Raw genomic sequence first — 26,488 nt, 5'->3', positions numbered from 1 at the left:
TCCGGCGCCACCTGGCAGGCCTGCTGTGTCAGCAGCGTCGACAGGTCTAGTGTTCGTCGGCGTGACCGAACGCACCGCACCGTCGACACGGACTGCACTGCGGCGCCGGCTCGCGGCGCAGGCCACCCTCACCCCGGTCCGAGTCGTGGCGTTGAGCTTCGCCGCGGCGATCATCATCGGTTCGGTCCTGCTGCTCATCCCGGCAGCGACCAGGTCCGGCGCGCAGACCTCCGTCATCGAGTCCCTGTTCACCGCGACCTCCGCCATGTGCCTGACCGGACTGATCGTCGTCGACACCCCCGTCCACTGGTCCGGGTTCGGACAAGGCGTCATCCTCGCGCTGATCCAAGCCGGCGGATTCGGGATCATGACGATGGCCTCGCTCGTCGGACTGGTACTCGCCAACCGGATCGGACTCAAGGCCAGGCTCAACACCGCTGCCGAGGCGCGGGCGTCCGGGCTCGGAGACGTACGCTCGGTGGTCTACGGCGTCGTCCGGGTCAGCGTGCTCATCGAAGCCGTTGTCGCGGCGGCGCTGACGCTCCGGTTCGCACTCGGATACGACGAACCACCATTGCGGGCGCTCTGGCTGGGCGTGTTCCACGCGATTTCGGCGTTCAACAACGCCGGCTTCGCCCTCTACAGCGACAACATCATCGGATTCGCCGACGACCCGTGGATCTGCATCCCGCTGATGGTGGCCGTGATTCTCGGCGGAATCGGCTTCCCGGTGCTATTCGAAGTCGGCCGCAGACTTCGACGCCCACTCGAAGACCGCTCCCGTCGGTGGAGCCTGCACACCCGGCTGACCGTGACGGTCACCGCGGTGCTGCTGGTGGTGGGACCGGCCCTGGTGCTGCTACTCGAATGGTCCCGGACGCTGCAGCAGTACGCGTTCGCCGACAAACTGCTCGTCGCCACGTTTCAAGGCGTCATGCCTCGCACCGCCGGGTTCAACAGCGTCGACTACGCCCAGATGGACGACGCCACCCTGCTGGTGACCGACGTGCTGATGTTCATCGGAGGTGGCAGCGGCGGCACCGCCGGCGGCATCAAGGTCACCACCTTCGTGCTGCTGCTGTTCGTCATCGCCGCCGAGGTGCGCGGCCAGAAGTCGGTGACCATCTTCGACCGCCGCATCGACACCCGCGTCCAGCGACAGGCACTGTCGGTGGCACTGGTCGGTGTCGCGCTGGTCATGGTGCCAACCATCGTCCTGCTCGCCGAAACCGACTTCGATCTCAACGTCCTCTTGTTCGAGGTCACCTCCGCATTCGCCACCGTCGGCCTGTCCACCGGCATCACCGCCCAGCTCCCCGCCTGGGGGCAGCTGATTCTGGTGCTGCTGATGTATCTCGGCCGCATCGGATCGATCACCCTCGTCAGCGCCCTGGCTGCCCGACACCGTGGCCGCCGTTACGAATACCCTGTGGAAAGGCCGTTCATTGGCTAGGAAACCCGCTTCCGATGTCGTGGTTGTGCTCGGCCTCGGCCGCTTCGGTAAATCGTTGGCACTCGAGCTGATGGCGCAGGGCGCCGAGGTCCTCGGCATCGACAGCAGCGAGACGGTCATCACGAAGGTCGCCGACCGACTGACCCACGCGGTGGTGGCCGACACCACCGATGAGCATTCGCTACGTCAACTGTCGGTACCCGAGCACGCCCGCGCAGTCGTCGGTATCGGTTCCGACCTCGAAGCGAGCCTGCTCACCGCGTCCGCGCTGATCAACCTGGAAGTACCGAACATCTGGGCGAAGGCGATCAGCAACGCGCACGCCAAGATCCTCACCCAGATCGGCGTGCACCACGTGATCCGCCCCGAGCACGACATGGGTAAACGTGTCGCGCATCTGGTCCGCGGACGGATGAGCGACTACATCGAATTCGACGACGGCTTCGCCATGGTCAAGACCACCCCGCCGGCCTTCGCACACGGCAAGCGGCTCGCCGAGACCACCATCCGCTCCACCTACAAGGTCACTGTCGTTGCGATCAAACGCCCCGGCGAAGGCTTCACCTACGCCACCGCCGACACCGTTCTCTCGGCCGGAGACACCATCATCGTCTCCGGCCAGGTCCGTGACACCGAACGCTTCGCCGATCTGAGCTGAGCAGTCCGGCCCAGGGTGGTCAGGTGGTCTCCAGGTCGCGGTGGCGGAACCCCGCCACGCCGAGCGAGGACACCGCGAACGCGACCATCGTGAGCACGATCAGCGAGGTCCAGGACAATGTGTCCATCGGCAGGCGCGCGATGTGCTCGAACGGGACAGATCGTGCACCCACCGAGGCAGATCGATCAGCGGCCCGAACGAGCGCTCGCCGACCCGACTCGCATCCAGCTGATGGCGATTCTGCTCACAGCGGATGTCGGTGAGGTGTGCACATGCGACCTCGCCGGCGCGGTGCGCCTGGCCGAATCAACCGTCAGCCATCACCTCGGGCAACTCCGCAGAGCCGGAATGGTCGACTCGACCCGACGAGGCATGAACGTCGATCACCGAGTCCACGGTGAAGCCCTCGACGCCCTGTGCACGGTGCTCGATCCGAACTGCTGCCGCTGATCTGCTCGGGTCGTCCTCGGGCCACTCAGCGTAGAACTCCGTCGTGGAGTGCCCGTAACACCGCGTTGGTCCGGTCGCGGGCACCGAACTTGAGCAGAATCGACGACACGTGGTTCTTCACTGTGCCCTCGGCGAGGAACAGTGCCTCGGAGATTCGGCGGTTGCTGAAGCCCTCGGCCATCAGGCGAAGCACTTCGAGTTCTCGGTCGGTGAGGTCCGGTGCGCGCGAGGCCCCCGCCCCCGACGGTGACGGGCCGGACCGGATCGCACGGAGAAGCCGGTCGGTGATCGACGGGGCGATGAGCGTTCCGCCGTCGGCAAGGGTCCGCACCGCGTGCGTCAACTGGTCGAGCGTGACGTCCTTGAGCAGGTAGCCGCGCGCCCCCGAGCGCAGAGCATCGAGCACGAGGGCGTCGTCGTCGAATGTCGTGAGCACGAGGACCGGGACCGCGACCTCCCGCTCACGCAGGCGATCGAGCGTCCAGATACCGTCGTACCCGGGCATTCTGAGATCCAGCAGGACCACGTCGGGGCCGGTGTCGGCGATGACGTCGAGGGCCACCCGACCGTCGTCCGCTTCCCCGACCACGTCGATCTCGGCGACCTCCAGCAAACTCCGGATTCCCTGACGCACGAGGGTCTGGTCGTCCACCACCACAACGCGGATCATGAGATCGGCACTCTCGCTGTGACTCGGAACCCACCGTTGCCGTCGAATGTGGCGTGTCCGCCCAGAGCTTCGAACCGTTCAGCGAGGCCGCGCAGACCATTGCCGACGGTCAACTTCCGGGTGCCTGCACCGTCGTCGGTCGCGGACAGGACAACGCTTCCGGCCTCCGACGAGACCTCGACTCGAACTGTACGAGCATCGGCGTGCCGAAGCGCGTTGGTCACGATCTCCTGCACGGCACGCACGAATGCCGCAGCCTGCTCTTCGCGGACCTCCACATCGGATGCGACGTCGATCTGCACATCGAGCCCGGGCAGATCCCGCACCACACGGTTCAGGGCGACCTCGAGATTCAAGGGCTCGACTCGCAGCTCCCCCACCGTGGACCGGACGTCGGCGAGCAATTCCCGTGCGACCCCGTTCGCTCGCTCGACGTGTTCACGAGCCCGGTCACCATCGCGGTGCCGTGCCGTCTCGAGTTCGAGCGCGAGCACAGTGAGCTGGTGACCGATGAGGTCGTGCAGGTCGCGGGAGATCCGCAGTCGTTCCGCGGTGCGCGCGGATTCCGACAGCAGGACGGTCGCTGCCTGGAGTTCGACGTGCGCTTCGGCCAGCTCCCGCCGCATCCGCTGTTCCCGCAGCAGCGACAACGAACTGAACAGCGTCGCCAGCTGGATGAGGAGATAGAAACCTGCGGTCAGGATCGTCGCACCCGTATTCCCGGTCTGCTGCGCCGCCGCGAAGGCGATGACGAGCGTGTTGAGAACCACCACGAACAGACCCACGCGAACCGGTACGACGTAGACACTCACGGCAGCGACGACGACGAGCAGAATCGGCAGCGGCCCCATACCCGGCGCGGTCGCCACCACCGCCCAGCCGGAGACGACGGCCACTGCCAACGAAACCTTGCCTGCCGACGGTCGTCGGGCCGCAGCGGCACCGAACACTGCGACGAGCAGGACACCGAACAGCACGATCCACGCGACACGCGGGATCTCGGTGCGAGCGCCGCCGAACAGGACCGGTCCGCCCACCACGACCGAGACGACGAGCATCGCCACGCCCGACAGTCCCTCCGGTGTCCATCGATGCACGACATCACTCTAAGCCGCGGCCACACGCTGAGCGGGTGCCGAAAGTCATGGTCGGCATTCCTGACATCCGGCACGCGCGAGCACGCACGCTCGGCTCATAGCGTCGGCGTCATGGACACCAGCACTCCGGCGATCGTCGCCGAGCACCTGTGCAAGCGGTACCGAGACAGGGTCGCGGTCGACGACATCAGCTTCACACTCGGTGTCGGCGAAACCCTCGGGATCATCGGGACGAACGGGGCGGGCAAGACCACCACCGTCGAAATGGTCGCGGGCTTGCGATCACCCGACGGTGGACGTGTGCGTGTTCTCGGCGTCGATCCCCACCGCGACCGTGCACACGCCCGTCAGCTCCTCGGAGTTCAATTGCAGGAGGCCACCCTCCACGGGGCATTGACCGTGGCCGAACTCGTCCGTCTGTATCGCACCTTCTATCCGGCCCCCGTCGGTGCCGCAGAACTGTTGGAGATGGTCGGTCTCACCGAGCAACGAGGAACCCGATTCGAGAAGCTCTCGGGTGGCCAGCAGCAGCGGTTGTCGATCGCGCTGGCACTCGCCGGACGACCACGAGTGGTCATCCTCGATGAACTCACCACCGGCCTCGACCCGCGGGCCCGGCGACAGATGTGGGAAACGGTCGAGCGATTGCGCCACGACAACGTTGCAGTCCTCCTGGTCAGCCACGCAATGGAAGAGGTCGAACGTCTCTGCGACCGAGTGGCCCTGCTCGACGCAGGCAGGCTCGTCGCCCTGGACACTCCGCCCGGCCTCGTTGCGGCAGCTTCGGCGAACAACCTCGACGAGGCATTCGTCGCGCTCACCGGAAAAGAACTGGAGGACACCGTATGAACACCGGCACCGAGATCCGGCGGCCCGGTCTCGCAGCGTGGCTGACGCTGATCGCGTGCGAAGGGAGGATGGTGGCTCGCGACACTGCGGGTCTCGTCGTGCCGATCGGCCTCCCGCTGTTGATCCTCGTCATGAGTGCGTCGTCGGCGAGCGGCGAGATTGTGATCAACGGACGGTCGGCGCTCGATGTGTACGTCCTGCCGCTGGTGTTCACGATCATCATCGCCACGATCGGCGTCATCAACATGCCGAGCTTCCTCGCGTACTACCGTCGCACGGGGATTCTGCGCCGGCTGTCGGTGACGCCGGCGTCGCCTGCGATGGTCCTGGTGGCGCAGGTCGTGGTGAGCGTGCTGCAGACCCTGGTCGGGCTCGGTGCGGCGCTGGTCGTCGCGATCGTCTTCTTCGACGCCCGTCTGCCTGTGCACCCGGGCACTGCTTTGGGTGTCTTCGCGCTTTCGATGGCGGCGATGTACGCGGTGGGAATGATCGTCGCGGCGATCTCCCCGACCCCGAACTCCGCGGTGGCGATCGGTCTCGTCGCGTTCTTCGCACTCGGCGCAACCGGCGGTTTGTTCGGCAGCACCGATTCACTCCCGGATCCCGTTGCCGCGGTGGGACAGTGGCTACCGTTCGGCGCCTCGACGCAGGCCATGTCCGCGGCGTGGGCCGGAAGTCCGGCCGATCCGGCCCATTTCGTCGCGCTCGGCGTGGTGATCGTGACCGGTGTTGTCGTCGCGGCGGCGCTCTTCCGGTGGGAGTAACCGCGTGACGATCATCGGTTCGGTCGCGCTCACGGTGTTCGTCGTGGTCTTCCTCGTCGACGGGTGGACTCGTCCTGGCTATCACCCGGTACGCCAGCCCGTCAGTGCGCTCGCACTGGGCCGCCGGGGCTGGATCCAGAGCACCAACTTCATCGTGTGCGGTGCGGTAGTGGCCCTCGGATCCGTCGGCGTCGCCGATGTATTCGGCAGCGTGTTGCTCGGTGTGACGATCGGAGTGTTCGGTGTCGCGCTCGTAGTGTCGGGACTCTTTCCGATGGATGCGATGCGTGGATATCCGCCGGGCACACCGGACCGGACACCGACGGAGTACACGCGACGCCACAAGATTCACGACCACGCGGGTGCGGTCGTGTTCGCCGCACTTCCAGCAGCGGCGGTCATCGCGGCGTTCACGGTCCCCGGCACGGTGTGGACATGGTTGTCGGGCCTGACCGCCGTCGCGCTGAGCATCGGCTTCGTCGCATTCGGTCAGGCGTGGGAAAGCGACGCCCGCTCCGCCGGACTTGTGCAGCGGATCGTGATCGCAGTGGGCTGGGCGTGGCTGGCGTTGCTGTTCGCCCGTGCCGGAACGTGACGCGCTCCGTCGTTGCCCGTGCACACTGCTAACCTGGCGTTCGGAACTCGACACGGGGTGCCGGAAACGGCTGAGACCACACCCGTAGAACCTGATCTCGATCATGCGAGCGAAGGGATGCCGAGTCGGCAACAGGCCAGTGGACCGATGCCGTCTGCGTGTCCCTCGTTCCGAAGGGAAGGCGCCACAATGGCTCTCGTCACAACGTCACTGCAGAATCGGATCGTCCTGATCACCGGCGCAGGCCGCGGGCTCGGCAGCAGCATCGCGCAGGCCTTCGCGGACGAAGGCGCATCGGTCGTGGTGAACTACCGGCGCAGTGGCAACGCAGCACGGGCTCTCGCCGAGAGCATCGGCCCCGAACGAGCACTTGCCGTGCAGGCCGATGTCACCGACCGCACGCAGGTACAGGCCGCGTTCGACCGGGCGCGCGAACACTTCGGACGTCCGGTGACCACCGTGGTCAACAATGCCCTTCCCGACTTCTCCTTCAACGGTGACGCCCGCGACAAGGCCGACGAGATCGGCTACGGCGCGTTCGCGGCACAACTCGAAGGCATCGTCGGTGGCGCGGTGAACACGATCCAGGCCGCCCTGCCCGGCATGCGCGAAGCGGGCGGCGGCAGCATCGTCAACATCGGGACCAACCTGTTCCAGAACCCGGTCGTGCCGTACCACGACTACACCGCGGCGAAAGCAGCCCTGCTGTCGACGACCCGCACCTTCGCCGCGGATCTGGGCCCCGAAGGCATCCGGGTGAACATGGTGTCCGGCGGACTCCTGCGCACCACCGATGCATCGTCCGCGACACCCCCTGAGGTCTTCGATCTGATCGCCGGGTCCACCCCGCTGCGTGCGGTGACGACGCCGGAGGACTTCGCCGCCGCCGTGCTGTTCTTCGCGTCCGACTGGTCGCGCGCGGTCACCGGGCAGAACCTCGTCGTCGACGGCGGGCTGGTGATGGACTGATGACGGGGCGCACTCTGCATCTGGGCGCATTTCTGTACGGTGTCGGGCATCATTCTTCGGCGTGGCGGCACCCGGACTCCGCCGCGGAGCGCATCGGCGACATCGCCTACTTCGAAGAACTCGCGCGCATCGCCGAACGCGGTTGCTTCGATGCGGTGTTCTTCGCCGACGGGCACAGCGTGAACACCGCGTACACGGCGGGCACGACGTGGTTTCTCGAACCGCTCACGGCGCTGTCTGCGATGGCGCGGGCCACGGAGAAGATCGGCCTGGTCACCACGGTGTCCGCAAGCTTCTACACGCCGTTCCACGCGGCCCGCATGCTCGCCTCGCTCGATCACATCAGCGGTGGACGCGCAGGTGCCAACATCGTGACCTCGATGTTCGACGCCGAAGCCCGCAACCACGGACTCGAGTCGCTACCGGCCCACGCCGAACGATACGGAAGGGCGGAGGAGTTCATCGACGCGATTGTCGCGCTGTGGGATTCGTGGGACGAACACGCGGTGATCGCGGACCGCGCTGCCGGGCGTTTCCTCGATGCCGACGCGATCCACCCGATCGAACACCACGGCAGACACTTCCGCGTGGACGGCCCGCTCACGGTGCCACGCTGCCCGCAGGGACGCCCCGTGTTGTTCCAGGCCGGGTCCTCGGACACCGGACGCGATCTTGCAGCACGCCACGCCGAGGCGGTGTACTCGGTCGCCTGGGATCTTCCGGCAGCGCTCGAGTTCGCTACCGACCTGCGGGCCCGCACCGCCGCCGCGGGACGTGATGCCGCGTCGATCGCGATACTGCCCGGTCTCGTCACCTACGTCGGCCGCACCGACGACGAAGCCCACGCGAAGAAGGCCGCATTGGACTCCCTTCTCGATGTCGAGGGCGCGCTCGCCCAGCTCGGGTCCTTCACGGGACAGGACTACACCGGTCATGCTCTCGACGCTCCGGTTTCGGACCTGCCTCCCATATCGGAGTTCACCGGCCCGCAGGGGCGATACTCGACGGTGCAGCGAATCATCGAGACGCAACGTCCCACGCTGCGGGAGCTGCTCGGGTTTCTCGCTGCGGGCGGCGGTCACGCCACCATGATCGGAACGCCGGAATCGATCGCCGACCGTATCGAGGAATGGTTCGTCACCGGCGCCTGCGACGGCTTCAACCTGATGTGCCCTGCCTACCCGGATTCTCTCGACGACTTCGTCGACCTCGTGGTGCCGGAGTTGCAGCGTCGCGGCCTGTTCCGCGCCGAGTACCCGGGTAGTACCTTGCGTGACTCACTGGGGCTGGAGGTACCGGCTCTACCTCAGCGGCACAGTGTGGTTGCCGGGTAGCTCACGGAGAATTGTTCCGGGTCCGAGAACGACTCATCGCGATGCGTCTTCCGTGATGGTGTGGCCCGAGCCGAAATCAGGACGCGTGTCGGTGGGGTTCTCGAGGAGATCGGCGACGCCTGCCGCGAAATTGGGGCATGTCGCGATGTCGTGAGCGCGGCATTCGAGTGCATGCAGTGTCATCTCCCGGGAGCGGGCCATCTCCGCCATCCGCCGCTCCAGGTCGTCGAGGTGCGCGGTGAGCACCTCGCGCCGCTCGTCCGTCTGCCCTGCCAGCAGGACATGGATCTGGTCGAGGCTCATTCCGGCGGCCTTGCTCCTGATGATCACCGCCACCCTGGTGACGTCGGCGTCGCGGTACCGGCGGCGCCCTGCGCTGTCGCGGTCGGGTGCGATCAGCCCGACGTCCTCCCAATGCCGCAATACATGCGTGGCGAGGCCGAAGCGCTCGGCCACCTCACCGATCGTCCAGATCACAGTTGACTTCATGTCAACATGAAGTCGCATTATCGGCGGTGACGCAAGCCCGCACACGAGGAGAGTTCATGCACACTGACACATCGCCAGCACAATTCTGGGAGAACCGCTACACCGACAGCGACGGTCTGTGGTCGGGCAACGCGAACGCGTCCCTCGTCGACGCCGTATCCGGCCTGACACCGGGCACTGCACTCGACCTCGGCTGCGGCGAGGGTGCCGACACGATCTGGCTGGCACGCAGCGGCTGGATCGCGACCGGAGTGGACATCTCCACCACCGCCGTCCGCCGCGCCACCGACGCTGCGCGCGACGCCGAACTTCCCGACGGCCGCATCCGGTTCGTCGCGGCAGACCTGTCGACCTGGCACGAAGACAGCAGCTACGACCTCGTCGCCGCATCGTTCCTGCACTCGCCCGTCGAGTTTCCGCGCACCGAGGTGCTTCGCCACGCCGCCGGACTCGTCGCGCCACGCGGGCACCTCGTGATCGTCTCGCACGCCGCGTTCCCACCGTGGGCAGGAGCGGATGCGCACGAGGGGCACGGCGACCACCGATTCCTGAGCCCGCAAGAAGAGATCGAGGCACTCGACCTCGAACCGGGTAGCTGGGAGGTGCGGATCGCCGAGACCCGCGCGCGTGACGCGGTCGGCCCGGACGGCACACAGGCCGTACTCGACGACACCGTCGTGGTCCTGCGGCGGCTGTGAGCAAATCAGGACCACTACTCTGAACACTCGATTCCACACATATACATGAGTACAAGTATTCATTTGTGTTGCCCTCATGGCAGTCGATGAGCGGAGGCGAGCAATGGGTGCCGAGGCTGCAGCGGACCTCGATAGGGCGTTACGGGCGCTTGCCGACGGGAATCGACGGGCGATCCTACGGGTCATCCGCTCCGCTCCGCGCCCGGTGGGTTCTATCGCCGAGGAAGTCGGATTGTCCCAACAGACGACGTCGCACCACCTCGGAGTCCTCCGGAAAGCGGGCCTCGCAGCCAGCACACGCGAGGGCACACGACACCTGTTCACAGTGAACACCGACGGTCTTGCCGCAGTGCGGTCATACCTCGACGATTTCTGGCCGGGGAAGCTGTCTGTACTCAAGACCGTGATCGAAGCGAGGGCGGGCGAGAACCGTGGCTGAGTTCCGAGATTCGATCGACATTGCCGCGGCGCCCGAGACAGTGTTCGAGTACCTCACCACGAACTCCGGGATGACAGCGTGGATGGGCCAGTATGCCGAACTCGACCCGAGACCCGGCGGCATCTTCGCGATCGACATCGCCGGATACCCGGTGCGTGGCGAGTATCTTCACGTCGACTACCCGACCCGCGTGGTCGTCTCGTGGGGATTTGCCGGGAATGCGGATCTGCCCATCGGAGCATCGACGGTCGAGTTCCGGCTCACCGCCGTCGCCGGCGGCACCCGCGTCGACCTCGTCCACTCCGGCCTTCCCGATACCGAACTGCGCGGGCACGCCCACGGATGGGACCATTTCCTCCCCCGTCTGGCCACAGCAGGCTCCAGCGGCGACGCCGGACCGGACGAGTGGCAGCCGCGCGGCGAGTGAACCGACCCGAAAGACATCACTACACGAACGAGAATCGAGGGAGTCTCCCATGCCACAGGAATCCGCCTACGATGTCGTGAAGAACTACCACCGGGCCTGGACGAGCGGGGATGTCGCGCGTGCCATGACCCACGTTGCCGACGACATCACCTGCCGAGCACCGGGCATTGATCTGAACGGCAAAGCCGCCTACCAGGACTTCATCGCCGCATTCGCACCCGCACTCACCGGTGTGGCCGATATCGCCGACTTCGCAGACCGAGATCGCGTCGCGCTCTTCTACTACCCACAGACCGCAGCAACCGCCACGGCCCCGGCCGCGGAATGCTTCACGGTGCGCGACGGCAGGATCAGCGCGAGTGTGCTGATCTTCGACCGTCTCTCGTACGGTCCTCCCCAACAGGATTGAGGGGACGTTTGCGTGGTGCTGCTCACCGGTCGCTGGCAAGCATCCCGAAGATGAGGGTGTCCGTCCACTCACCTTTGCTCCACCAGTCCCGGCGCAGATGCGCTTCGTGATGCATTCCAACGGCAGTGGCGAGCTTGGCCGAGGCGGTATTGCGCGCGTCCATCTGTGCGGAGACACGGTGCACTCGATAGTGGTCGAACGCGACCCGCAGCACCGCGCTCACCGCCTCGCGGGCGAACCCTCTCCCGCCGTGATTGGGGTCGAGCACCCAGCCGATCTCCGCGACTCTGCGGTCGGCGTCGACGAACCACAGGAGAACATCTCCGATCGGCGTTCCGTCGTGCTCGATAACGAGCGCCAGCGCTCGAGCGTCGCTGTCGAGGCCGGTCTTCGCCAGTCGCTCGCTGACCCGCTTGGCGGCGTCATCGCGGCTCCACGGCTCATCCAACAGATACCGCGCGACACTGGATTGCGAGTACAAACGGTGCAACCAACCCATGTCGCCAGACCCGTGGAGCCGGAGACGGAGGCGTTCGGTCTCCACCGGAATCAGCGGGTTCGATACAAGTTCACGCGAGTAGTGCAACAGGACGACCGCTTCGCCGGAGGGGGCGACGTCGTTGACTTCGGCTCCGCACGAAAACCCTGCCTGTTCGAGTACGCGCTGGGAAGCCAGGTTCTCCGGCACGGTGCGCGCTGTCAGACGGGTGAGTCCGCTGCGCTGGGCGAGCGTGTCAGCGAGGGAGAGTGCGGCACCGGCGAGTCCTTTGCCGCGATGGTCGGGGTGCACCCAGAAGCCAACCTCAACCGACTTGTCGGTGACGTCGAACAGAACGAGGCTCCCGGCGAACTCACCTGTGGAGGGGTCGCTGATGGCGAGCACCGCGAGGTCGCCGCGCTCCAGCCGCTCGCCGATTGCGCCGTTGATGAGTGCTGTAACGGACGCCTCGGTGTACTCCGGTTCGGGCAGATGCGCGTACCGGCGTACTGAGGCATCGGCAGTCCCCTCGGCGTATGGGCGTGCGTCGCCGGTGTGCATCGCTCTAAGCACGGCGTGTTCGCTGCGAAGCGGGAGAAGCGTGGCATCCAACATACCCGCAAAACTAACATAGTGCGGATAACAATGCGAACATCGTTCGGATAAACTGGAAGGGTGAGCTATTGGGAGCACCGCAAGCCTGTACGCCGCGCACGCGCTGTCGACGTACAGGACATCGCCCGCGCCGCCGTCACCCTGCTGGACGACGGCGGGCTGCGTGCGCTCACCGCTCGCGCCGTCGCGACGCGACTCGACGTGGCTCCCGCCAGTCTCTATTCCCGAGTCGAATCCGTCGATGACCTGTTCGACCTCGCTCTGGATGAAGCCCTCGGCAACGACCCGACCATCAGCCAAGCCATCGCTGATGCACCGCTGCTCGAACTCATGCACGCCTACTACCGGCACCTGACCGACCATCGCTGGGCCTGCCAAGTCATCGGGATGCGCGCACCGCGAGGGCCAAACTACCTCCGACTCTCCGAGCGCATGGTGATCCTGCTCCAGCAGGCAGGAGCACCAGATCCTCTCGGCGCGGCGTACGCACTGTCGAACTTCGCCATTGGCAGCGCCACGACCGCTCCGATGGCAGACAGCGAACGCGCTACGGCGATCGACGTCGAGACCTCCCCCACCTACGCCCGCCTGCATGTCGCACATGGGGCCGACACCGAAGCCATCTTCACTACGGGGATCGCTGCCCTGCTCGAATACGTGGCGAAGTGACTCGTCCCGTACCCACAAGGTCGTAGTGATCGCGAGTCGCGGCCAGACGCACAGTAACGAGCAAATTCATGGTCAGTGCCAGAGGACTCTGGCCACTGATCGAGCGATGTTCAGCGGCGCGTCGCACTCACTCCACGGGGCGGCTGACGAACCAAGCACTCACCGACGGCATCGAGATCAGCGAATACGAAAGGGCGACGATCAAGCTCGCTGAGCCGTTCGCCGCCCTCGCACCAACCCCGGCTTCCACCGATGTCAGGTGTTCTAGTACGTCTGAAATTGTGGAGCTGAGGGGAATCGAACCCCTGACCTCTTCGATGCGAACGAAGCGCGCTACCAACTGCGCCACAGCCCCGAGGGTTCCGTAGAACCAACTCGCAAACCTTAGCAAACGCAGACCCTCAACACGAAATCAAGATATAGACGCAGGTCATGGCCTCACAAGCAGGAAAGCCCGCACCGTGTGGTGCGGGCTTTCCGAAGTCGTTTCCCAGCGTCCGTCATGCACCGGATGCGTGCCGGACGGGGAAGTCGTCGGGTTCGTCGTAACCCGGGTCGAGGCACCCCGGGTCGACGTACTCGGCGTATTCGTCGTCGTACCCGTCGAGATGCTCGAATTCGGGGTCTTCGTCGTCGAGTTCGAGAACCACGGCCCCCGGGCGACGCAGCCGCGACGGAACCTCGCCGGAGTCGCCGTCGCCCCGCACGTGCACTCCGGTCGCTGCCGACCTCTGCAGCCGGGCCATTCTGCGCCGGCGAATGTCCTGTTCGAGCCGTACCTGACGGCGCAGATAGAAGAGGTAACCGACGAATGCTGCCACCACCAGGGCGCATACCCACCACATCACGGGCGACAGGATCAAGCCCAACGCTGCAGTCATGATGGAGCCGATGAGCAGACCCAGGACCGCGCGCTGGCGGAACTCGTATCGTTCGGCCGACGCCACCGCATCGGCGTGGGGATCGAATCCACCTCGCCCGCGGCGGCGCGGAACGCTCTGACGCGCCGGGGGGTCGTGGGCCTCGTACCGGTGCTCGTCGGAGTCGATCGCCGCAGCGTCGTCGAGGTCGTGGAAGTCGGGTTCGGTGTCGGGCCTGTCGTCGGTCTGAGTGTTCATACGAGCCTCCGCATGGCGGTGCGTGTGATCACGACTCGGACGCCAGTTCGGATCGGTGCGGTGACCTGTCGCGGGACCTCGGGGGGCCTTCGGCTTCTGGTCACCCCGATGCAGAACCCGTGTGGCGAGTGCGGCGTCGGTCGTCTGACGGATGCGAGGACGCTTCGTGACCAGCATGGGAACCAGGACGAACAACCACACGGCAACGAGCCCGATCCACAGGAGTGAGTTCGGCATTCCGGCGGCCCTCCTCCCAGTTGTCGCCTACCAGTCCGTCGACGCCACTGACCTTTCCCAGGTTAACGGCATCATCACTCTTATCTCTACAGAAACGCCGACTCAGACGGCTACTGCCGTCACACTAGTCACGCGAAACCATGGGACACACTCTTCACTCTAGTCACACACGTATATCTCTGCGGTGGGGATTGTTACTCATGTTGCACGTAACTTGCATTACACGCAGCACACCGTTCTCAGCGAAACGGGCAGCGGCGGACGCTCACGCCCAGGTCGCGCGCCCACTGCGCACCAAACGATCGGCCACCGAGCCGGGTACTTCCTCGGCCGTCATCGCAACGAGAAGATGATCACGAAACCGCCCCTGCACGTCGAGGTAGCGCTGGAGCAGACCTTCGTCACGGAATCCGACGTTGCGCAGCACGGCGCGACTGGGCTGATTCTCCGGACGCACCGTTGCCTCGACACGGTGCAGGCCGATGGGGCCGAAGCAGTGATCGAGCCCGAGCGCGAGTGCTGCGGTTGCGACGCCGAGCCCGTTGACCTCTTTCTCGACCCAGTAGCCGATCCACGCGGATCTCAGCGCCCCGCGCACGATGTTGCCCACCGTGATCTGACCGCAGTACCGACCGTCGAGTTCGATCGCCATCGGCACCATCAGTCCCTTGCGCGCCTCCGCGCGCAGACTCCGATACAGGCCCGGCCACACGGAGATGTGGTGCCGCATCTCCCACGGCGATTCCCCCGTCGGCTCCCACGGCTCGAGGTGTTCACGGTCGCGTGTGCGCAACCGGCTCCACGCGGCGGCGTCCCTGAGCCGCACCGACCGCACCGTCACCGACCCACCCGCGACACGAAGCGGCCCCAAGTCGGCCGGCCACCCGGGGTGACGGCTCATCCACGTTGCCCGAGGAACGACACATCCACCGGGTCGCCCGTGCGAATCTCGGACACCTCCGGCGGAACCAGCACGAGGCAATTCGCTTCCGCAAGGGTCGCGAGCAGGTGCGACGATCCGCCCGCGGCGCCACCGAGAGCCTGCACCAGATAGTCGCCTGTCGTCTCGTCGCGCATCAGCTGCCCGCGCAGGAATCCCTTGCGCCCCGGAATCGACGTGATCGGGGAGATCGTGCGGGCAGTGACGATGCGGCGCATCGGTTGCCGTCGCCCGAGCGCGATCCGGATCAACGGACGCACCATCACCTCGAACACCACGAGCGAACTGACCGGATTCGACGGAAGCAGGAAGGTGGGCACCTCGTCGCGTCCGAGCTGCCCGAATCCCTGGACCGAACCCGGATGCATGGCCACCCGCTCGACCTCGAGCTTGCCGAGATCGGTCAGGGCCTCGCGGACGTCGTCGAGCGCACTGCCACCGACAGCACCCGCGATCACCACGATCTCGGAGCGGATCAGCTGCCCTTCGACCACCTCGCGCAGCCGTTTCGGCTCGGTGCTCGCAATCCCGACCCGATTGACGTCGGCGCCTGCGTCGCGCGCGGCCGCGGCCAGCGCGTAGGAGTTCACGTCGTAGACCTGCCCCGGGCCGGGCGTGCGGTCGATGTCGACGAGTTCGCCGCCGACCGAGATCACCGACAGTCGCGGTCGCGGATGCACGAGCACCTTGTCGCGTCCGACCGCGGCGAGCAGACCCACCTGTGCGGCGCCGATGATCGCGCCCGCGCGCACGGCCACGTCGCCGGGCTGGACGTCGTCACCGGTGCGTCGCACGTAGTCGCCCGAGCGGACCGGTTCGAAGACCTTGATCCGGGCGTCTCCCCCGTCGGTGCTCCCGAGCGGAAGCACCGCATCGGCGAGCGTGGGCAGCGGCGCACCGGTATCGACCCGCACGGCTTGTCGCGGCTGCAACCGAATGGGCTGACGCGAGCCCGCGCGCACTTCGCCGACCACCGGGAGCGTCACCTCGGCCGGTTCCTCACCGGATTCCGGATCGGGGCGCGCACCCACCGTCTGCACATCGACGCTGCGAACCGCATAACCGTCGATTGCGGCCTGGTCGAATCCCGGTAACGGTCGCTCAGTGACCACCTCTTCTGCGCAGAGCAATCCCTGCGCCTCCGAGATCGCCACCCGCACAGGCCTGGGTGCAACAGCTGCCGCCGTCACCCTGGTCTGCTGATCCTCAACCGACCGCATACCGCTACCGTCCTCCAGCCCGCACTACCGCGCGTCACCGTTCACAGATCACCCGTTCGACGTCATCGTTCGAGACGTTCGACCAGCCACTCACGAAGCGAGGGACCGTACTCCTCGGTGTTCAACGCAGAGTCAACCGCAGCACGCAGGTAGCCACCGGGATTTCCGAGGTCGTGTCGGGTGCCGCGGTGGACCACGACGTGGACGGGGTGTCCCTCTGAGATCAACAGCGCGATCGCGTCGGTCAGCTGGAGCTCTCCGCCCGCACCCGGCTCGATGCGACGCAGCGCGTCGAAGATCGCGCGGTCGAGCAGGTAGCGGCCTGCCGCGGCGAAGGTCGAGGGCGCATCCTCGATGGCCGGCTTCTCGACCATGCCGAGCACCTTGAGCACATCTGGGTTGGTGGCGTCGGGCACGACCTCGACGTCGAACACGCCGTAGGCACTCACCTGGTCTTTCGGCACGTCGATCGCGCACAGCACCGATCCCCCGCGCTTGGTGCGCACCTTCTGCATGGTCTCGAGCACGCCGACGGGCAGCACGAGGTCGTCGGGCAGGAGTACCGCGATCGCATCCTCGTCGTCGTCGAGCGCATCCTCGGCGCACGCCACGGCGTGGCCCAGACCGAGCGGCTGAGCCTGGATCACCGAGTCGACCTCGAGAATTCCGGACGACTTGCGGACCTTCGCGAGCAGCTCGTACTTGCCCTTCTCCTCGAGCTTGGACTCCAGCACGAGATCTTCGACGAAGTGCGCAACCACCCCGTCCTTACCGGGCGAGGTGACGATCAGCAGTCGCTCGGCACCCGACTCTGCGGCCTCCCCCGCCACCAGCTCGATTCCCGGTGTGTCGACCACAGGAAGCAGTTCCTTCGGAACGGTCTTGGTGGCGGGAAGGAAGCGCGTTCCCATGCCCGCTGCCGGCACGACCGCGGTTTTGAAATGCCGCGCGACCTCGGTCGAATTGTTCGTCATAAGCTCCAACCCTAACTTTTGCCGGCGAAGTGATGGCTCGGTGATCCTAAGGTGACGGATATGCATCCCCCGACCAAGGCCGATTGGCGCACCAAGGTCCTCGACGGACGGCGCACGCTCAGCGCCGAACAGCGCCGTAGCGAGAATGCCGCTTTGGCCACGTTAGCCGCAACGCTGGTTCCCGCTGACACGACCGTGTGCGCATACGTCCCTGTCGGGTCCGAGCCCGGCGGCATCTCGATGCTCGACGCACTGCGCGAGGCGGGTGCCGAGATCCTCGTGCCGATCACCAGACGGGACACACCGTTGCAGTGGGCACACTTTCTCGGGGCCGACACACTGGCTGCGGCAGGTTTCGGACTTCACGAACCCACCGGCGAGGTACTGCCGTCCGAGACGGTGGGGCGGGCGCACACCGTTCTCGTCCCGGCACTCGCGGTGGACCGGCGCGGCGTACGGCTGGGGCGCGGCGCCGGGTTCTACGACCGCACTCTTCACCTGGCCGCGCCACAGGCACGGATCATTGCGGTGGTGCGCGACGACGAATTGGTCGATGAGCTGCCCGAAGATCCGCACGACATTCGTATGGGCTGGGCGCTCACACCGGGAGCGGGGCTGGTCCGTCTCGGCTCCGGCGAAGGTGCGGAACAACACAGTCCCTAGATTTGTTGGCACTGTCGACTGTAGAGTGCTAAAGCTGCGGTTCGATCTTATTCGCGGAGGAGTCACCGTGCCCACTTATTCATATGCCTGCACAGCGTGCGAGAACAAGTTCGACATCGTGCAGTCGTTCAGCGACGACTCGCTGACCGTATGCCCTCAGTGCAGCGGCAAGCTCCGCAAGCTTTTCAACTCCGTGGGCGTCGTCTTCAAGGGAAGCGGCTTCTACCGCACTGATTCGCGCAGCGGCAGCACCGCGAGCGAGTCTGCGGCTCCTGCGAAGACCGAGACGAAGTCCGACTCCGCGCCTGCCGCAGCGTCCACGTCGTCGACCTCGACGGCCGCAGCCGCCAGCTGACATTCCGGCTCCACGCCGGAGTTGTCCACAGCTGTCCTGTTCATCCACAGGTCGCGGTAATCCCCCGGTTCCTCAGGTCCGACGGGCCGATCCGAGCTCTAGGTTCGGAGCATGCCCGCCGGACCCTTGTTTTCTCGAGATCTACAGTTCTTTCGAGATCGACCGCAATTTCGTGATCGTGCGCAGCGACCCGCGTCGCCGCTGGAGCCGAGCCTCCCCGACCGCATCGGCACCCTGCTGCGCCCCGGCTGGGCCCGCACCGTGGCCGTCAGGCGTGCGATAGCGGCACTCCTCGTCGTCCTCGCCGCGGTCCTCGCGTTCCGAGACGATTCCTCTGCCGAACGGACCGCCGTGGTGGTCGCGGCTCGCGATCTGGCGCCGGGAGCCGCGCTCACCGCCGACGACGTCGAGTTCGCCGACCGCGACACCGCCGCTCTCGCGGCGGGCACCCTCACCGATATCGCCGACGCCGTGGGCCACACACTCGCCGGTCCGGTGCCTGCCGGTGAGGCACTCGTCGACACCAGGATCCTCGGCCCCAGGCTCGCCGCTGCCGCCGTCGGCGCCGATGATGCCCGCGTCGTGCCCATCCGGCTTGCCGACGCGGGGGTCGGCCGGTTGCTGCGCGAAGGCGACAAGGTGGACGTCCTGACGGTGACGAGCGAGTCCGACTCGGCGACGCCTGATGCGCACGTCCTTGCGCAGGGAGCCGTAGTGGTGCTCGCTCAACATGAAGAGGCGACCGACCAGCGCGAACGCGTGATTCTCGTGGCTCTCGAACCCGAGCAGGCCGTGTCGGTGGCGGCCGCCTCGCTCACCAGCGCTCTGACGGTGACATTGCACTGACCCACGCGATCGCTCTTCGCGGTTTATCGTCCCCATATCGGCATGTGACGCAGAACACGCATGTCGCCACAGGGTCGATGCCGCATTCGCGCGGTCCAGCCGAAAGGGAGAGCAGCATGTTGAAGGGCTTCAAGGACTTCCTCCTGAGAGGAAATGTCCTCGATCTTGCCGTCGCAGTGGTGGTCGGCACCGCGTTCACCGCGATCGTCACCGCCTTCACCGAATACATCATCGACCCGCTCATCGCGGCCCTCGGCGGCGACAACGAGATGGGGTGGGGATTCCAGATCATCGCCGACAACCCCGCAACATTCATCAACATCGGCGCGGTGATTTCTGCGGCCATCAACTTCATCATCATCGCGGCGGTCGTGTACTTCGTGCTCATCGTCCCGGCCAACGCGGCGAAGAAGCGCTTCGCGACCGAGAAATCCGACGAGAAGGCCAGCGCCGAAGACCTGCTGATCCAGATCCGCGACATCCTCGAAACCCAGGCCGCGCAGTCGGGTCAGGGCGGAGCGCACGCCAAGCCCCTGCCCGAGTAACCGCTACAGGCAGACGAAAGCTGGGCCCGCTCGCAGTGCGAGCGGGCCCAGCTTGTGGAGCGTCGGCTTACGCCGGATGGTCCGTCTTAGACGGTCCAGGCCTGACCGTAGGTGGTGACGTTGTCGCCGTTCGCGGTGATCGCGCGGACGAACGGACGCACCTGGACAGCGCCGAGGACGCCGGAGGCGGTGCCGTGGACGTTCGAGAACTGAACGGTCTTGAAGTCGCCGTCGAACTCGCCCTCGGCGACGACGAGCTCCTCGATGCCCGGAGCCGGGGTCAGCTCGAGCTCGGCGTACGCCTGCGGGAGGATGTCGGTGACCTTGGCCTCAGGACCCGACTGCTTCAGCGAGAGCTCGAGCTGCGGGGTCGAGTAGGTGACGCCGATGGCGCCGTCGATGCTGCCTGCCCACGCGAACTGGTAGCCGAACTGCATGGTGGTGCCGGACTCGTCAGCAGCGCCCTCACCGAGGAGGTTGACGGTGCCGCGGCCGTTGTGGAAGAACTCGCGGTTGAACGGGCTGCCACCGAGAGCCGGGACACCCTGGATGAAGGTGTCTTCCTGCGTCACGACGACCTCGAGGCCGTCGGAGACGATGCGGTTCTGGTCGTTGACCTCGGCCGAAGCGGCACCCGAGGCACCGACGACCATGCCGAGAACGGCGGCACCGGCCAAGACGCTGTTGCGAGCGGCCTTGAAGCCACGCGACTTGATTCCCATGATTACTCCGTATTTGGTGGTGGGGATTTACTGCGGGAGTGCTCGGACCGGACTCAGAGAGTCCAGACCTGGCCGTAGGTGGTGACGTTGTCGCCGTTGTCCGTGATCGCACGAACGAACGGGCGGACCGAGACCGGGCCGATGACGCCGGTGGCGGCACCATGGACGTTGGCGATCTGTACTTCCTTGAAATCGCCGTCGAATGCGTTCTCTGCGACGACGATCTCCGCGATACCGGGAGCCTGGGTCAGTTCGACACCAGCGGTCACCTGCGGAAGCAGACCCTTAACAGTGGGCGTCGTCTTGATCGTGTCTACCAATTTGTACGCAGGAACCGGCTTGCCCTCAGAGTCGAGGATCTGATCGCCGTTCTCGTCGTACTGGAATACGGGGTTTCCGTCCGGGTCGAGGATCGGCTCCTGGACCTGAGCCGTATCGAACTTGGCCTCGAGGTCCGGGCTGGTCCAGCTGAAACCGATCGCACCGTCGAGCGATGCCGACCACGCAACCTGGTAGCCGAACTGGAAGGTCGTGGCCTCGAAGTCCGCCGACTCGGGGCCGACGATGTGGGCAAGGCCGCGACCGTTGTGGAACCACTCACGGCTCAGCGGGCTGCCACCGATCGGAGGCACACCGTTGATGAAGGTGTCTTCCTGGGTGACGATCACTTCGTGGCCGTCGGAGACGATCCGGTTCTGATCATTGACCTCGGCACTTGCTGCCCCGGCCGATCCGAGAACCAGACCGGCCACAGCGGCCGCCGCCACCGTGGCGTTGCGGGCGGCTCGGAAACCGCGTCGCGTCTGAATCTTCATGAATGTCTCATCCGTTCTCTGCGTGCCGGTATGCGCGCCCGCGTCCGACAACTGGTCGCCCTAGCCGTCCGCGAGGCGTATCCCACACAGAACTCACCGCCGGTGGTTGCCGCCGGTGAGCTCGTTGTTGATCAACGTCCGCACGGTTTGCGTTACCGATTCGTGATCAAAGGCGGCCCCTGAGACCTTTCCTTGATCTGATCGAACCTGTCAGGAGATTAGACCGTGACCAATCTCGAGGCAATGGCTACACCTGGCCACCGGAACGCTCACGAAACACAGTCGGACACAAGTGGGAAATCTCGGATATGCGCTACCGGGATTCACCCTAAGTGTCGAGACGAACCCCGCCCATTGGTACTCGCCACCAAGATCCGAACGTTCACGCAGGTAATTGTAGGAATTTTGTGCACTTGAAGTGCACATACGTGATGTGCGCCTGTGATCATGAACACTCACCATGCCCGCTGAACCTCACCCCGAAGGCAAACGGGACATTACGAACCGGTTGCGACACGCCGACACCGAGCAGGACCCGGGACTTAAGTTACCCTACGCAAAGTGATTGATATCACAGTCACCCGTGATGAGGCGGAACCTGACGTTTGAGCCATTCGTCGGAGTCGCCCGATCGGTCTTCACCGACCCCGCGCTCGTCCTTCGTCGTGTCGGGAAGTGGGTCGCCGAAGATCCGGGCAAGCCGCGCCCGGTCGATCCGGGCGCGGCTCTTGTCGTCAGTCTTGTCGGAGTCGGCAGAAATGGCGCTACTCCTCCACCCGAGACAACTCGTCGATCACGTGGGTAGCGAGTGGCAACAGCGTCGCCATGCCGTCGCGGATCGCCGCGCGAGACGAAGCGAGGTTCACGACGAGCGTCGAACCCGACACGCCTACCAGGCCGCGAGAAAGGCCGGCATCGACTGCACCTGATGCGAGACCGGACGAGCGCAGAGCCTCCGCGATGCCCCTGATCTCATGGTCGAGCACGTCTGCGGTGGCATCCGGCGTCACGTCGCGCGGGGTCACACCAGTGCCACCGACGGAAATCACAAGGTCCACTCCCCCGATCACCGCGGTGTTCAGCGCGTTGCGGATCTCGACCTCGTCGGCCGACACCGACACCACACCGTCGACGACGTAGCCGGCTTCGACGAGCAGTTCCGTCACCAGCGGGCCGGTCGAATCGGGGCTGTCGCCATGCGAGACGCGGTCGTCGACGATCACCACGAGTGCGCGGCCGGTTCGGGGGGCTTCGAGTTCCATGGATCCAAAGGTAGTTCGCAGGTCGTCCGGACGCGCTGTATGTTCGACAATCTCCATGATGTCTGCCTCCTGAATCATCGGCCACCATCCGCGTCGGAGGCGGTTTGAACATCGACCGTCGTCGGGTTGTTGCCCCGCGCGTCGGTGTAGGTGACGCTCACCGTGGTGCCCGGCGCTTGCGAGCGGATCGCCGCGATCAGGGAATCGCCATCGGTGATGACCCGGTCGTCGACCTTCGTGATGACCGAACCGGCGGGGATTCCGGCACGAGCAGCGGGCCCGTCCGCAACCACCTCGACGACCGCGGCTCCGTTCACGTCCGCGCGAGCGGGCACCTGCACACCGATGAGGGCATGCGTTGCGGTTCCCGTGTCGATGAGTTCGTCGGCGATGCGCCGGGCCTGATCGACAGGGATCGCGAAGCCGAGGCCGATCGAACCGGACTGCTGACCCGAGGTCGCGATCGCGGTGTTTATTCCGACGAGGTTGCCTTCCATATCGACGAGCGCACCACCGGAGTTGCCCGGATTGATGGCGGCGTCGGTCTGAATCGCGTCGATCACGGTGTTCTGATTACCCGTCTCACCACTGGTGGAGACGGGCCGATTGAGCGCAGAGACGATCCCGGAAGTCACGGTGCTCTCCAGTCCGAGCGGTGAACCGACCGCGACGACGGCCTGCCCCACCTGAAGGTTCTCGGAGTTGCCCATCTCGATCGGGGTGAGATCGTCGCGACCCTCTGCCCGAATCACCGCGATGTCCGTGATCGGGTCGGTCCCGACGACGCTCGCCTTGGCGGACGTTCCATCGGCGAAGGCCACGGTGAGCTCGGCGCCCGGCCCGGCTCCCGCGACGACGTGGTTGTTGCTGAGGATCAGGCCGTCGGACGAGAGGACGACACCTGACCCTTCACCCGCACCCGAACGCCCGACCACCTCGATACGGACGACGCTGGGCACGACCCGCTGCGCGACCGCCTGCACGGTGCCGTCGGGAGCGTTCGCCACCGTGGTGGTCTCCGGCCGCGGCGAGTCGAGCGCATTGGTCACCCCGACGCCCGACCCGGAATCACGGACCGCCAACGCACCCACCGCGCCACCGATACCGCCACTGACGATCGCCAACGCGATGGCGCCCACGACCAGTGCGGTACGCCCGGACTTGCGCGGCTGTGCGGGCGCGGGCTGGTATGGGGCAGTCGGCGGCGCTCCGTACTGGTGGGGCTGCTGCGGCTGCGCGGGACCGGGTTGTCCGGGCATGGGCTGTCCATGCGCGGGCTGTCCGGAACCGTGGGTGGGGTCGGTCATCTCGTTCGTCGCCTTCGTCCTTCAGTCGATCCGAGTGGAGGGGGTGTACTCCATCCAATATGGACCTGTCGGCTGAGAAGCTCCTGAAGAATCGGCTCACAGTTTCCTGGCAATCAGTCCGCGTCGAGCTGCGGTGTGCCCGGAAGCACGATGCGGATGAGCGCACCACCGCGTTCCGATCTGTCCACCGCGATCGTGCCGCCGTGCTTCATCACGACCTGCCGCACGATCGCCAACCCCAACCCCGAACCGGGCATCGACCGCGCGGTCGTCGCACGATAGAACCGTTCGAACACCAGCTCCCGTTCCTCTTCGGGAATACCCGGCCCGGCGTCGTCGACGGTCAGTTCCATCAGTCCTGGACCGATCTGATGCATCTTCACCACCACGTCCTCACCCGCCGGGCTCCACTTCGCCGCGTTGTCGAGGACGTTGACCACCGCACGGGTGAGGGTCGCGTGGTCGCCGAACACGAACCACGGCTCGGTGACGGCGGTGAAATCGATCTCGGTACGACGTCGTCGTGCTCGTTCGAGGCTGCGATCGACGACTTCGGCGATGTCGACGGCCTCGAACACCGTCTCCGGCGCCTCCTCCCGGGCCAGATCGACGAGGTCGCCGACCAGCGTCGACAATTCCGCGATCTGTCCCACGACGTCCTCGCGGAGTTCGGCCATGTCGTCGTCGGGCAGGCTCGGCGCCCCCGGGCGACTCGCGGCGATGAGCAGTTCCATGTTCGTCCGCAGCGAGGTTAGCGGTGTGCGCAGTTCGTGGCCGGCATCGGCAACGAGCCGGGCCTGCCGCTCCCGCGATTCGGCCAGCGCCCGCAACATCATGTTGAAGCTCTCGGTGAGTCGCGCCAGCTCGTCGTGCCCCGTCACACGAATCGGTCGCAGGTCGTCGGTCCTCGCGACACGTTCGGCGGCGGCGGTCAAACGCGCCACCGGCCGCAAACCGGTCCGGCCCACCGTCGCACCGACGGCCGCGGCCAGCACGACCCCGCATCCGCCGACGACGAACAGCACGCTTGCGAGGCGGTTGAGCACCTCACCTGTGGGCCGTAAGCGTTGTGCGATGACGATGGTGCTGCCGTCGGGGATCTGTTGTGCCAGGACCCGCTGCTGTTCGACGGTCCGCAGCGACGATGTCTGCTCGCCTTCCGCGACGGCGAGCTCCGGTGCGCCGATCGGTACCGACGATCCGGGCGGCACATAGCGTCCGAGATCGGGATAGATGAGAGCGACGCTGATGTCGGAACTGTAGAGCTGGGCCCCGCCGATATAGCGGGGGTCGTAGGTGATCAGCGTGCTCGATTCGACGAGCGCAGAAGCACGAGCCTGCAGTTGCTTGTCGATGTCGGAGTAGAGAGCCCGCGAGACCACCATGTAGGCGGCAATGGAGGTCACCGCGACCGCGAGGGCAACCGCTCCCGCAGCGAGCAACGTGACCCGGGTGCGCAAGGGCACCGACCGGGTCAACAGCATGGGGGGTCTCATCTGACCGCTCACGGAGGGGTCTCGCGCAGCACGTAGCCGACACCGCGCACCGTGTGAATGAGCCGTGGTTCGCCGCCCGCCTCGGTCTTGCGGCGAAGATAGCCGACGTAGACCTCCAGGGCGTTACCCGACGTCGGGAAGTCGTAGCCCCACACCTCCTCGAGGATCCGGCTACGCGTGAGCACCCGCCGCGGGTTCGCCAAGAGCATCTCCATGAGCGCGAACTCGGTACGGGTGAAGCTGATCTGCCGCTCGCCGCGGGTGACCTCGCGTGTCGCGGGGTTGAGAGTGAGGTCCTCGAAGCGCATCGTGTCCTCGAGTCCACCGTCCGGATCGGGGGCGGCTCGGCGCAGCAGTGCCCGCAGCCGGGCGAGGAGTTCTTCGAGTGCGAACGGTTTGGGCAGATAGTCGTCGGCACCCGCATCGAGCCCGGACACCCGCTCCGAGACCGAGTCGCGGGCGGTGAGCACGAGGATGGGCAGGTCGTCGCCCGTGCTCCGCAGCCGACGGCACACTTCGAGGCCGTCGACGCGGGGCATCATCACGTCGAGCACCATCGCGTCGGGCCGGGCGGCGGCGACCTTCTCCAGCGCGTCCTGCCCATCCGTCGCGAGTTCGACCGTGTAGCCGTTGAAGCTGAGTGACCGGCGCAGGGATTCCCGCACCGCCCGGTCGTCGTCGACCACCAAGATGCGCATGCGCACCATTTTGGCCCCGACCGCTGAGAGGTGCCTGAGAACGGGTCAGAGTGTGTCGGGGTCGACCATTCCGAGCCGGACCGCCTTGACGAGCCGGCGTGGCACGCGGTGGGTCACGCCGCCCACGGTCACCGGCACCAGATCCGGCGCTTTCGTGTGCCATCGGGACCTACGGCTGCGCGTGTTCGCGCGGGACATGCGGCGCTTGGGAACTGCCATGTGATACC

33 protein-coding genes, 1 tRNA gene and 1 riboswitch are annotated in these 26,488 nt (G+C 66.0%); of the genes, 17 read left to right on the top strand and 17 right to left on the bottom strand.

What is annotated here, in order from left to right; all coding sequences use genetic code 11:
* Positions 1-97: 97 nt before the first annotated feature.
* Both MWU77_RS02370 and MWU77_RS02365 read left to right on the top strand, forming a co-directional pair.
* Positions 98-1,453: a TrkH family potassium uptake protein gene (locus MWU77_RS02370; RefSeq protein WP_374229804.1), complete on the top strand. Its 1,356-nt coding sequence runs from the start codon at positions 98-100 to the stop codon at positions 1,451-1,453.
* Positions 1,446-2,111: a TrkA family potassium uptake protein gene (locus MWU77_RS02365; RefSeq protein ID WP_247272843.1), complete on the top strand. Its 666-nt coding sequence runs from the start codon at positions 1,446-1,448 to the stop codon at positions 2,109-2,111. Before MWU77_RS02370 ends, MWU77_RS02365 begins: the two co-directional genes overlap by 8 nt.
* Before the next feature lie 19 nt (positions 2,112-2,130).
* On the opposite strand, the gene MWU77_RS02360 is transcribed toward MWU77_RS02365, so the two are convergent.
* Positions 2,131-2,283: a hypothetical protein gene (locus MWU77_RS02360; RefSeq protein ID WP_169687489.1), complete on the bottom strand. Its 153-nt coding sequence runs from the start codon at positions 2,281-2,283 to the stop codon at positions 2,131-2,133.
* Between MWU77_RS02360 and MWU77_RS02355 the strand changes: the two genes are divergently transcribed.
* The gene (locus tag MWU77_RS02355) at positions 2,274-2,561 is read left to right on the top strand and encodes a metalloregulator ArsR/SmtB family transcription factor (RefSeq protein ID WP_247272842.1); all 288 of its coding nucleotides are present in this window, start codon (positions 2,274-2,276) and stop codon (positions 2,559-2,561) included. The genes MWU77_RS02360 and MWU77_RS02355 overlap by 10 nt on opposite strands.
* A 25-nt stretch (positions 2,562-2,586) precedes the next feature.
* On the opposite strand, the gene MWU77_RS02350 is transcribed toward MWU77_RS02355, so the two are convergent.
* Both MWU77_RS02350 and MWU77_RS24900 read right to left on the bottom strand, forming a co-directional pair.
* Positions 2,587-3,231, bottom strand: a complete 645-nt coding sequence (locus MWU77_RS02350; protein ID WP_169687830.1) for a response regulator transcription factor — start codon at positions 3,229-3,231, stop codon at positions 2,587-2,589.
* Positions 3,228-4,328, bottom strand: a complete 1,101-nt coding sequence (locus MWU77_RS24900; RefSeq protein WP_247272841.1) for a sensor histidine kinase — start codon at positions 4,326-4,328, stop codon at positions 3,228-3,230. The genes MWU77_RS02350 and MWU77_RS24900 overlap by 4 nt, the downstream gene beginning before the upstream one ends.
* 111 nt (positions 4,329-4,439) lie before the next feature.
* Here MWU77_RS24900 and MWU77_RS02340 point away from each other — a divergent pair, with 111 nt between their 5' ends.
* The 5 genes from MWU77_RS02340 (at position 4,440) to MWU77_RS02320 (ending at position 8,839) form a co-directional block, all read left to right on the top strand.
* The gene (locus tag MWU77_RS02340) at positions 4,440-5,177 is read left to right on the top strand and encodes an ABC transporter ATP-binding protein (RefSeq protein WP_169687831.1); all 738 of its coding nucleotides are present in this window, start codon (positions 4,440-4,442) and stop codon (positions 5,175-5,177) included.
* A complete protein-coding gene (locus MWU77_RS02335) occupies positions 5,174-5,941 on the top strand; it encodes an ABC transporter permease (protein WP_247272840.1) in 768 nt (255 codons plus the stop codon). The genes MWU77_RS02340 and MWU77_RS02335 overlap by 4 nt, the downstream gene beginning before the upstream one ends.
* A 4-nt stretch (positions 5,942-5,945) precedes the next feature.
* A complete protein-coding gene (locus MWU77_RS02330) occupies positions 5,946-6,536 on the top strand; it encodes a DUF998 domain-containing protein (protein ID WP_169687833.1) in 591 nt (196 codons plus the stop codon).
* A gap of 43 nt (positions 6,537-6,579) precedes the next feature.
* Positions 6,580-6,671: riboswitch (TPP riboswitch) on the top strand.
* A 54-nt stretch (positions 6,672-6,725) separates the two neighbouring features.
* Positions 6,726-7,505, top strand: coding sequence for a 3-oxoacyl-ACP reductase (locus MWU77_RS02325; protein ID WP_247272839.1), 780 nt, complete (start codon positions 6,726-6,728; stop codon positions 7,503-7,505).
* Positions 7,505-8,839: an LLM class flavin-dependent oxidoreductase gene (locus MWU77_RS02320; protein WP_374229795.1), complete on the top strand. Its 1,335-nt coding sequence runs from the start codon at positions 7,505-7,507 to the stop codon at positions 8,837-8,839. The genes MWU77_RS02325 and MWU77_RS02320 overlap by 1 nt, the downstream gene beginning before the upstream one ends.
* A gap of 33 nt (positions 8,840-8,872) precedes the next feature.
* Here the strand turns inward: MWU77_RS02320 and MWU77_RS02315 are convergent, their stop codons facing one another.
* Positions 8,873-9,328 (bottom strand): MerR family transcriptional regulator, encoded by a 456-nt coding sequence (locus MWU77_RS02315; RefSeq protein ID WP_247272838.1) that lies wholly within the window; start codon positions 9,326-9,328, stop codon positions 8,873-8,875.
* A gap of 56 nt (positions 9,329-9,384) precedes the next feature.
* Here MWU77_RS02315 and MWU77_RS02310 point away from each other — a divergent pair, with 56 nt between their 5' ends.
* From MWU77_RS02310 to MWU77_RS02295, 4 genes are all read left to right on the top strand, one after another.
* On the top strand, positions 9,385-10,026 hold the full coding sequence (locus tag MWU77_RS02310; RefSeq protein WP_169687836.1) for a bifunctional 2-polyprenyl-6-hydroxyphenol methylase/3-demethylubiquinol 3-O-methyltransferase UbiG: 642 nt from the start codon (positions 9,385-9,387) through the stop codon (positions 10,024-10,026).
* A gap of 76 nt (positions 10,027-10,102) precedes the next feature.
* Complete coding sequence (locus MWU77_RS02305) at positions 10,103-10,465, top strand: helix-turn-helix transcriptional regulator (RefSeq protein ID WP_240959051.1); 363 nt, start codon at positions 10,103-10,105, stop codon at positions 10,463-10,465.
* Positions 10,458-10,892: an SRPBCC domain-containing protein gene (locus tag MWU77_RS02300; protein ID WP_169687837.1), complete on the top strand. Its 435-nt coding sequence runs from the start codon at positions 10,458-10,460 to the stop codon at positions 10,890-10,892. Before MWU77_RS02305 ends, MWU77_RS02300 begins: the two co-directional genes overlap by 8 nt.
* 49 nt (positions 10,893-10,941) lie before the next feature.
* Positions 10,942-11,301 (top strand): nuclear transport factor 2 family protein, encoded by a 360-nt coding sequence (locus MWU77_RS02295; RefSeq protein ID WP_169687838.1) that lies wholly within the window; start codon positions 10,942-10,944, stop codon positions 11,299-11,301.
* A 22-nt stretch (positions 11,302-11,323) separates the two neighbouring features.
* Here the strand turns inward: MWU77_RS02295 and MWU77_RS02290 are convergent, their stop codons facing one another.
* Positions 11,324-12,394 (bottom strand): GNAT family N-acetyltransferase, encoded by a 1,071-nt coding sequence (locus tag MWU77_RS02290; RefSeq protein ID WP_247272837.1) that lies wholly within the window; start codon positions 12,392-12,394, stop codon positions 11,324-11,326.
* A gap of 60 nt (positions 12,395-12,454) precedes the next feature.
* Here MWU77_RS02290 and MWU77_RS24895 point away from each other — a divergent pair, with 60 nt between their 5' ends.
* Entirely contained in the window at positions 12,455-13,063 is a 609-nt protein-coding gene (locus MWU77_RS24895; protein WP_169687840.1) for a TetR/AcrR family transcriptional regulator, read from the top strand.
* Positions 13,064-13,345: 282 nt separating this feature from the next.
* Here the strand turns inward: MWU77_RS24895 and MWU77_RS02280 are convergent.
* The 5 genes from MWU77_RS02280 to MWU77_RS02260 form a co-directional block, all read right to left on the bottom strand.
* Positions 13,346-13,418: transfer RNA gene (locus MWU77_RS02280), tRNA-Ala, on the bottom strand.
* A gap of 145 nt (positions 13,419-13,563) precedes the next feature.
* Positions 13,564-14,418, bottom strand: coding sequence for a gephyrin-like molybdotransferase receptor GlpR (gene glpR / locus MWU77_RS02275; protein ID WP_169687841.1), 855 nt, complete (start codon positions 14,416-14,418; stop codon positions 13,564-13,566).
* Between the two features lie 265 nt (positions 14,419-14,683).
* Positions 14,684-15,319: a GNAT family N-acetyltransferase gene (locus MWU77_RS02270; protein WP_169687842.1), complete on the bottom strand. Its 636-nt coding sequence runs from the start codon at positions 15,317-15,319 to the stop codon at positions 14,684-14,686.
* Positions 15,316-16,578, bottom strand: a complete 1,263-nt coding sequence (gene glp, locus MWU77_RS02265; protein ID WP_247272836.1) for a gephyrin-like molybdotransferase Glp — start codon at positions 16,576-16,578, stop codon at positions 15,316-15,318. The genes MWU77_RS02270 and glp overlap by 4 nt, the downstream gene beginning before the upstream one ends.
* Positions 16,579-16,640: 62 nt before the next feature.
* On the bottom strand, positions 16,641-17,552 hold the full coding sequence (locus MWU77_RS02260; protein ID WP_247272835.1) for a UTP--glucose-1-phosphate uridylyltransferase: 912 nt from the start codon (positions 17,550-17,552) through the stop codon (positions 16,641-16,643).
* 60 nt (positions 17,553-17,612) lie between these two features.
* Here MWU77_RS02260 and MWU77_RS02255 point away from each other — a divergent pair, with 60 nt between their 5' ends.
* The 4 genes from MWU77_RS02255 to mscL all read left to right on the top strand — a co-directional run bounded on the left by MWU77_RS02255 (position 17,613) and on the right by mscL (position 19,961).
* Complete coding sequence (locus MWU77_RS02255) at positions 17,613-18,215, top strand: 5-formyltetrahydrofolate cyclo-ligase (RefSeq protein ID WP_169687845.1); 603 nt, start codon at positions 17,613-17,615, stop codon at positions 18,213-18,215.
* 67 nt (positions 18,216-18,282) lie between these two features.
* Positions 18,283-18,570 carry an FmdB family zinc ribbon protein gene (locus MWU77_RS02250; RefSeq protein WP_169687846.1) on the top strand — a complete coding sequence of 96 codons (288 nt, stop codon included), beginning with the start codon at positions 18,283-18,285 and terminating at the stop codon, positions 18,568-18,570.
* Between the two features lie 111 nt (positions 18,571-18,681).
* Positions 18,682-19,416, top strand: coding sequence for an SAF domain-containing protein (locus tag MWU77_RS02245; RefSeq protein ID WP_247272834.1), 735 nt, complete (start codon positions 18,682-18,684; stop codon positions 19,414-19,416).
* 116 nt (positions 19,417-19,532) lie between these two features.
* Positions 19,533-19,961, top strand: a complete 429-nt coding sequence (gene mscL / locus MWU77_RS02240) for a large conductance mechanosensitive channel protein MscL (protein ID WP_247272833.1) — start codon at positions 19,533-19,535, stop codon at positions 19,959-19,961.
* Between the two features lie 86 nt (positions 19,962-20,047).
* Here mscL and MWU77_RS02235 read toward each other — a convergent pair whose 3' ends face one another.
* The 7 genes from MWU77_RS02235 to rpmF all read right to left on the bottom strand — a co-directional run bounded on the left by MWU77_RS02235 (position 20,048) and on the right by rpmF (position 26,480).
* Positions 20,048-20,683 carry an MspA family porin gene (locus MWU77_RS02235; RefSeq protein WP_247272832.1) on the bottom strand — a complete coding sequence of 212 codons (636 nt, stop codon included), beginning with the start codon at positions 20,681-20,683 and terminating at the stop codon, positions 20,048-20,050.
* A 53-nt stretch (positions 20,684-20,736) separates the two neighbouring features.
* Positions 20,737-21,498 carry an MspA family porin gene (locus MWU77_RS02230; protein WP_247272831.1) on the bottom strand — a complete coding sequence of 254 codons (762 nt, stop codon included), beginning with the start codon at positions 21,496-21,498 and terminating at the stop codon, positions 20,737-20,739.
* Positions 21,499-22,262: 764 nt separating this feature from the next.
* Positions 22,263-22,760, bottom strand: coding sequence for a molybdenum cofactor biosynthesis protein B (locus tag MWU77_RS02220; RefSeq protein WP_240959053.1), 498 nt, complete (start codon positions 22,758-22,760; stop codon positions 22,263-22,265).
* Positions 22,761-22,834: 74 nt separating this feature from the next.
* Complete coding sequence (locus tag MWU77_RS02215; protein WP_247272830.1) at positions 22,835-24,067, bottom strand: S1C family serine protease; 1,233 nt, start codon at positions 24,065-24,067, stop codon at positions 22,835-22,837.
* A 113-nt stretch (positions 24,068-24,180) separates the two neighbouring features.
* Positions 24,181-25,563 carry a HAMP domain-containing sensor histidine kinase gene (locus MWU77_RS02210; protein ID WP_247272829.1) on the bottom strand — a complete coding sequence of 461 codons (1,383 nt, stop codon included), beginning with the start codon at positions 25,561-25,563 and terminating at the stop codon, positions 24,181-24,183.
* Positions 25,564-25,571: 8 nt separating this feature from the next.
* A complete protein-coding gene (locus MWU77_RS02205; RefSeq protein ID WP_169687854.1) occupies positions 25,572-26,261 on the bottom strand; it encodes a response regulator transcription factor in 690 nt (229 codons plus the stop codon).
* 45 nt (positions 26,262-26,306) lie between these two features.
* A complete protein-coding gene (gene rpmF / locus MWU77_RS02200) occupies positions 26,307-26,480 on the bottom strand; it encodes a 50S ribosomal protein L32 (protein ID WP_169687855.1) in 174 nt (57 codons plus the stop codon).
* Between the last annotated feature and the right edge of the window lie 8 nt (positions 26,481-26,488).

It is taken from the genome of Rhodococcus sp. F64268, from assembly GCF_023015605.1.
Taxonomy (GTDB): domain Bacteria; phylum Actinomycetota; class Actinomycetes; order Mycobacteriales; family Mycobacteriaceae; genus Rhodococcus.
This window is presented reverse-complemented; position numbering and strand designations above follow the sequence as displayed.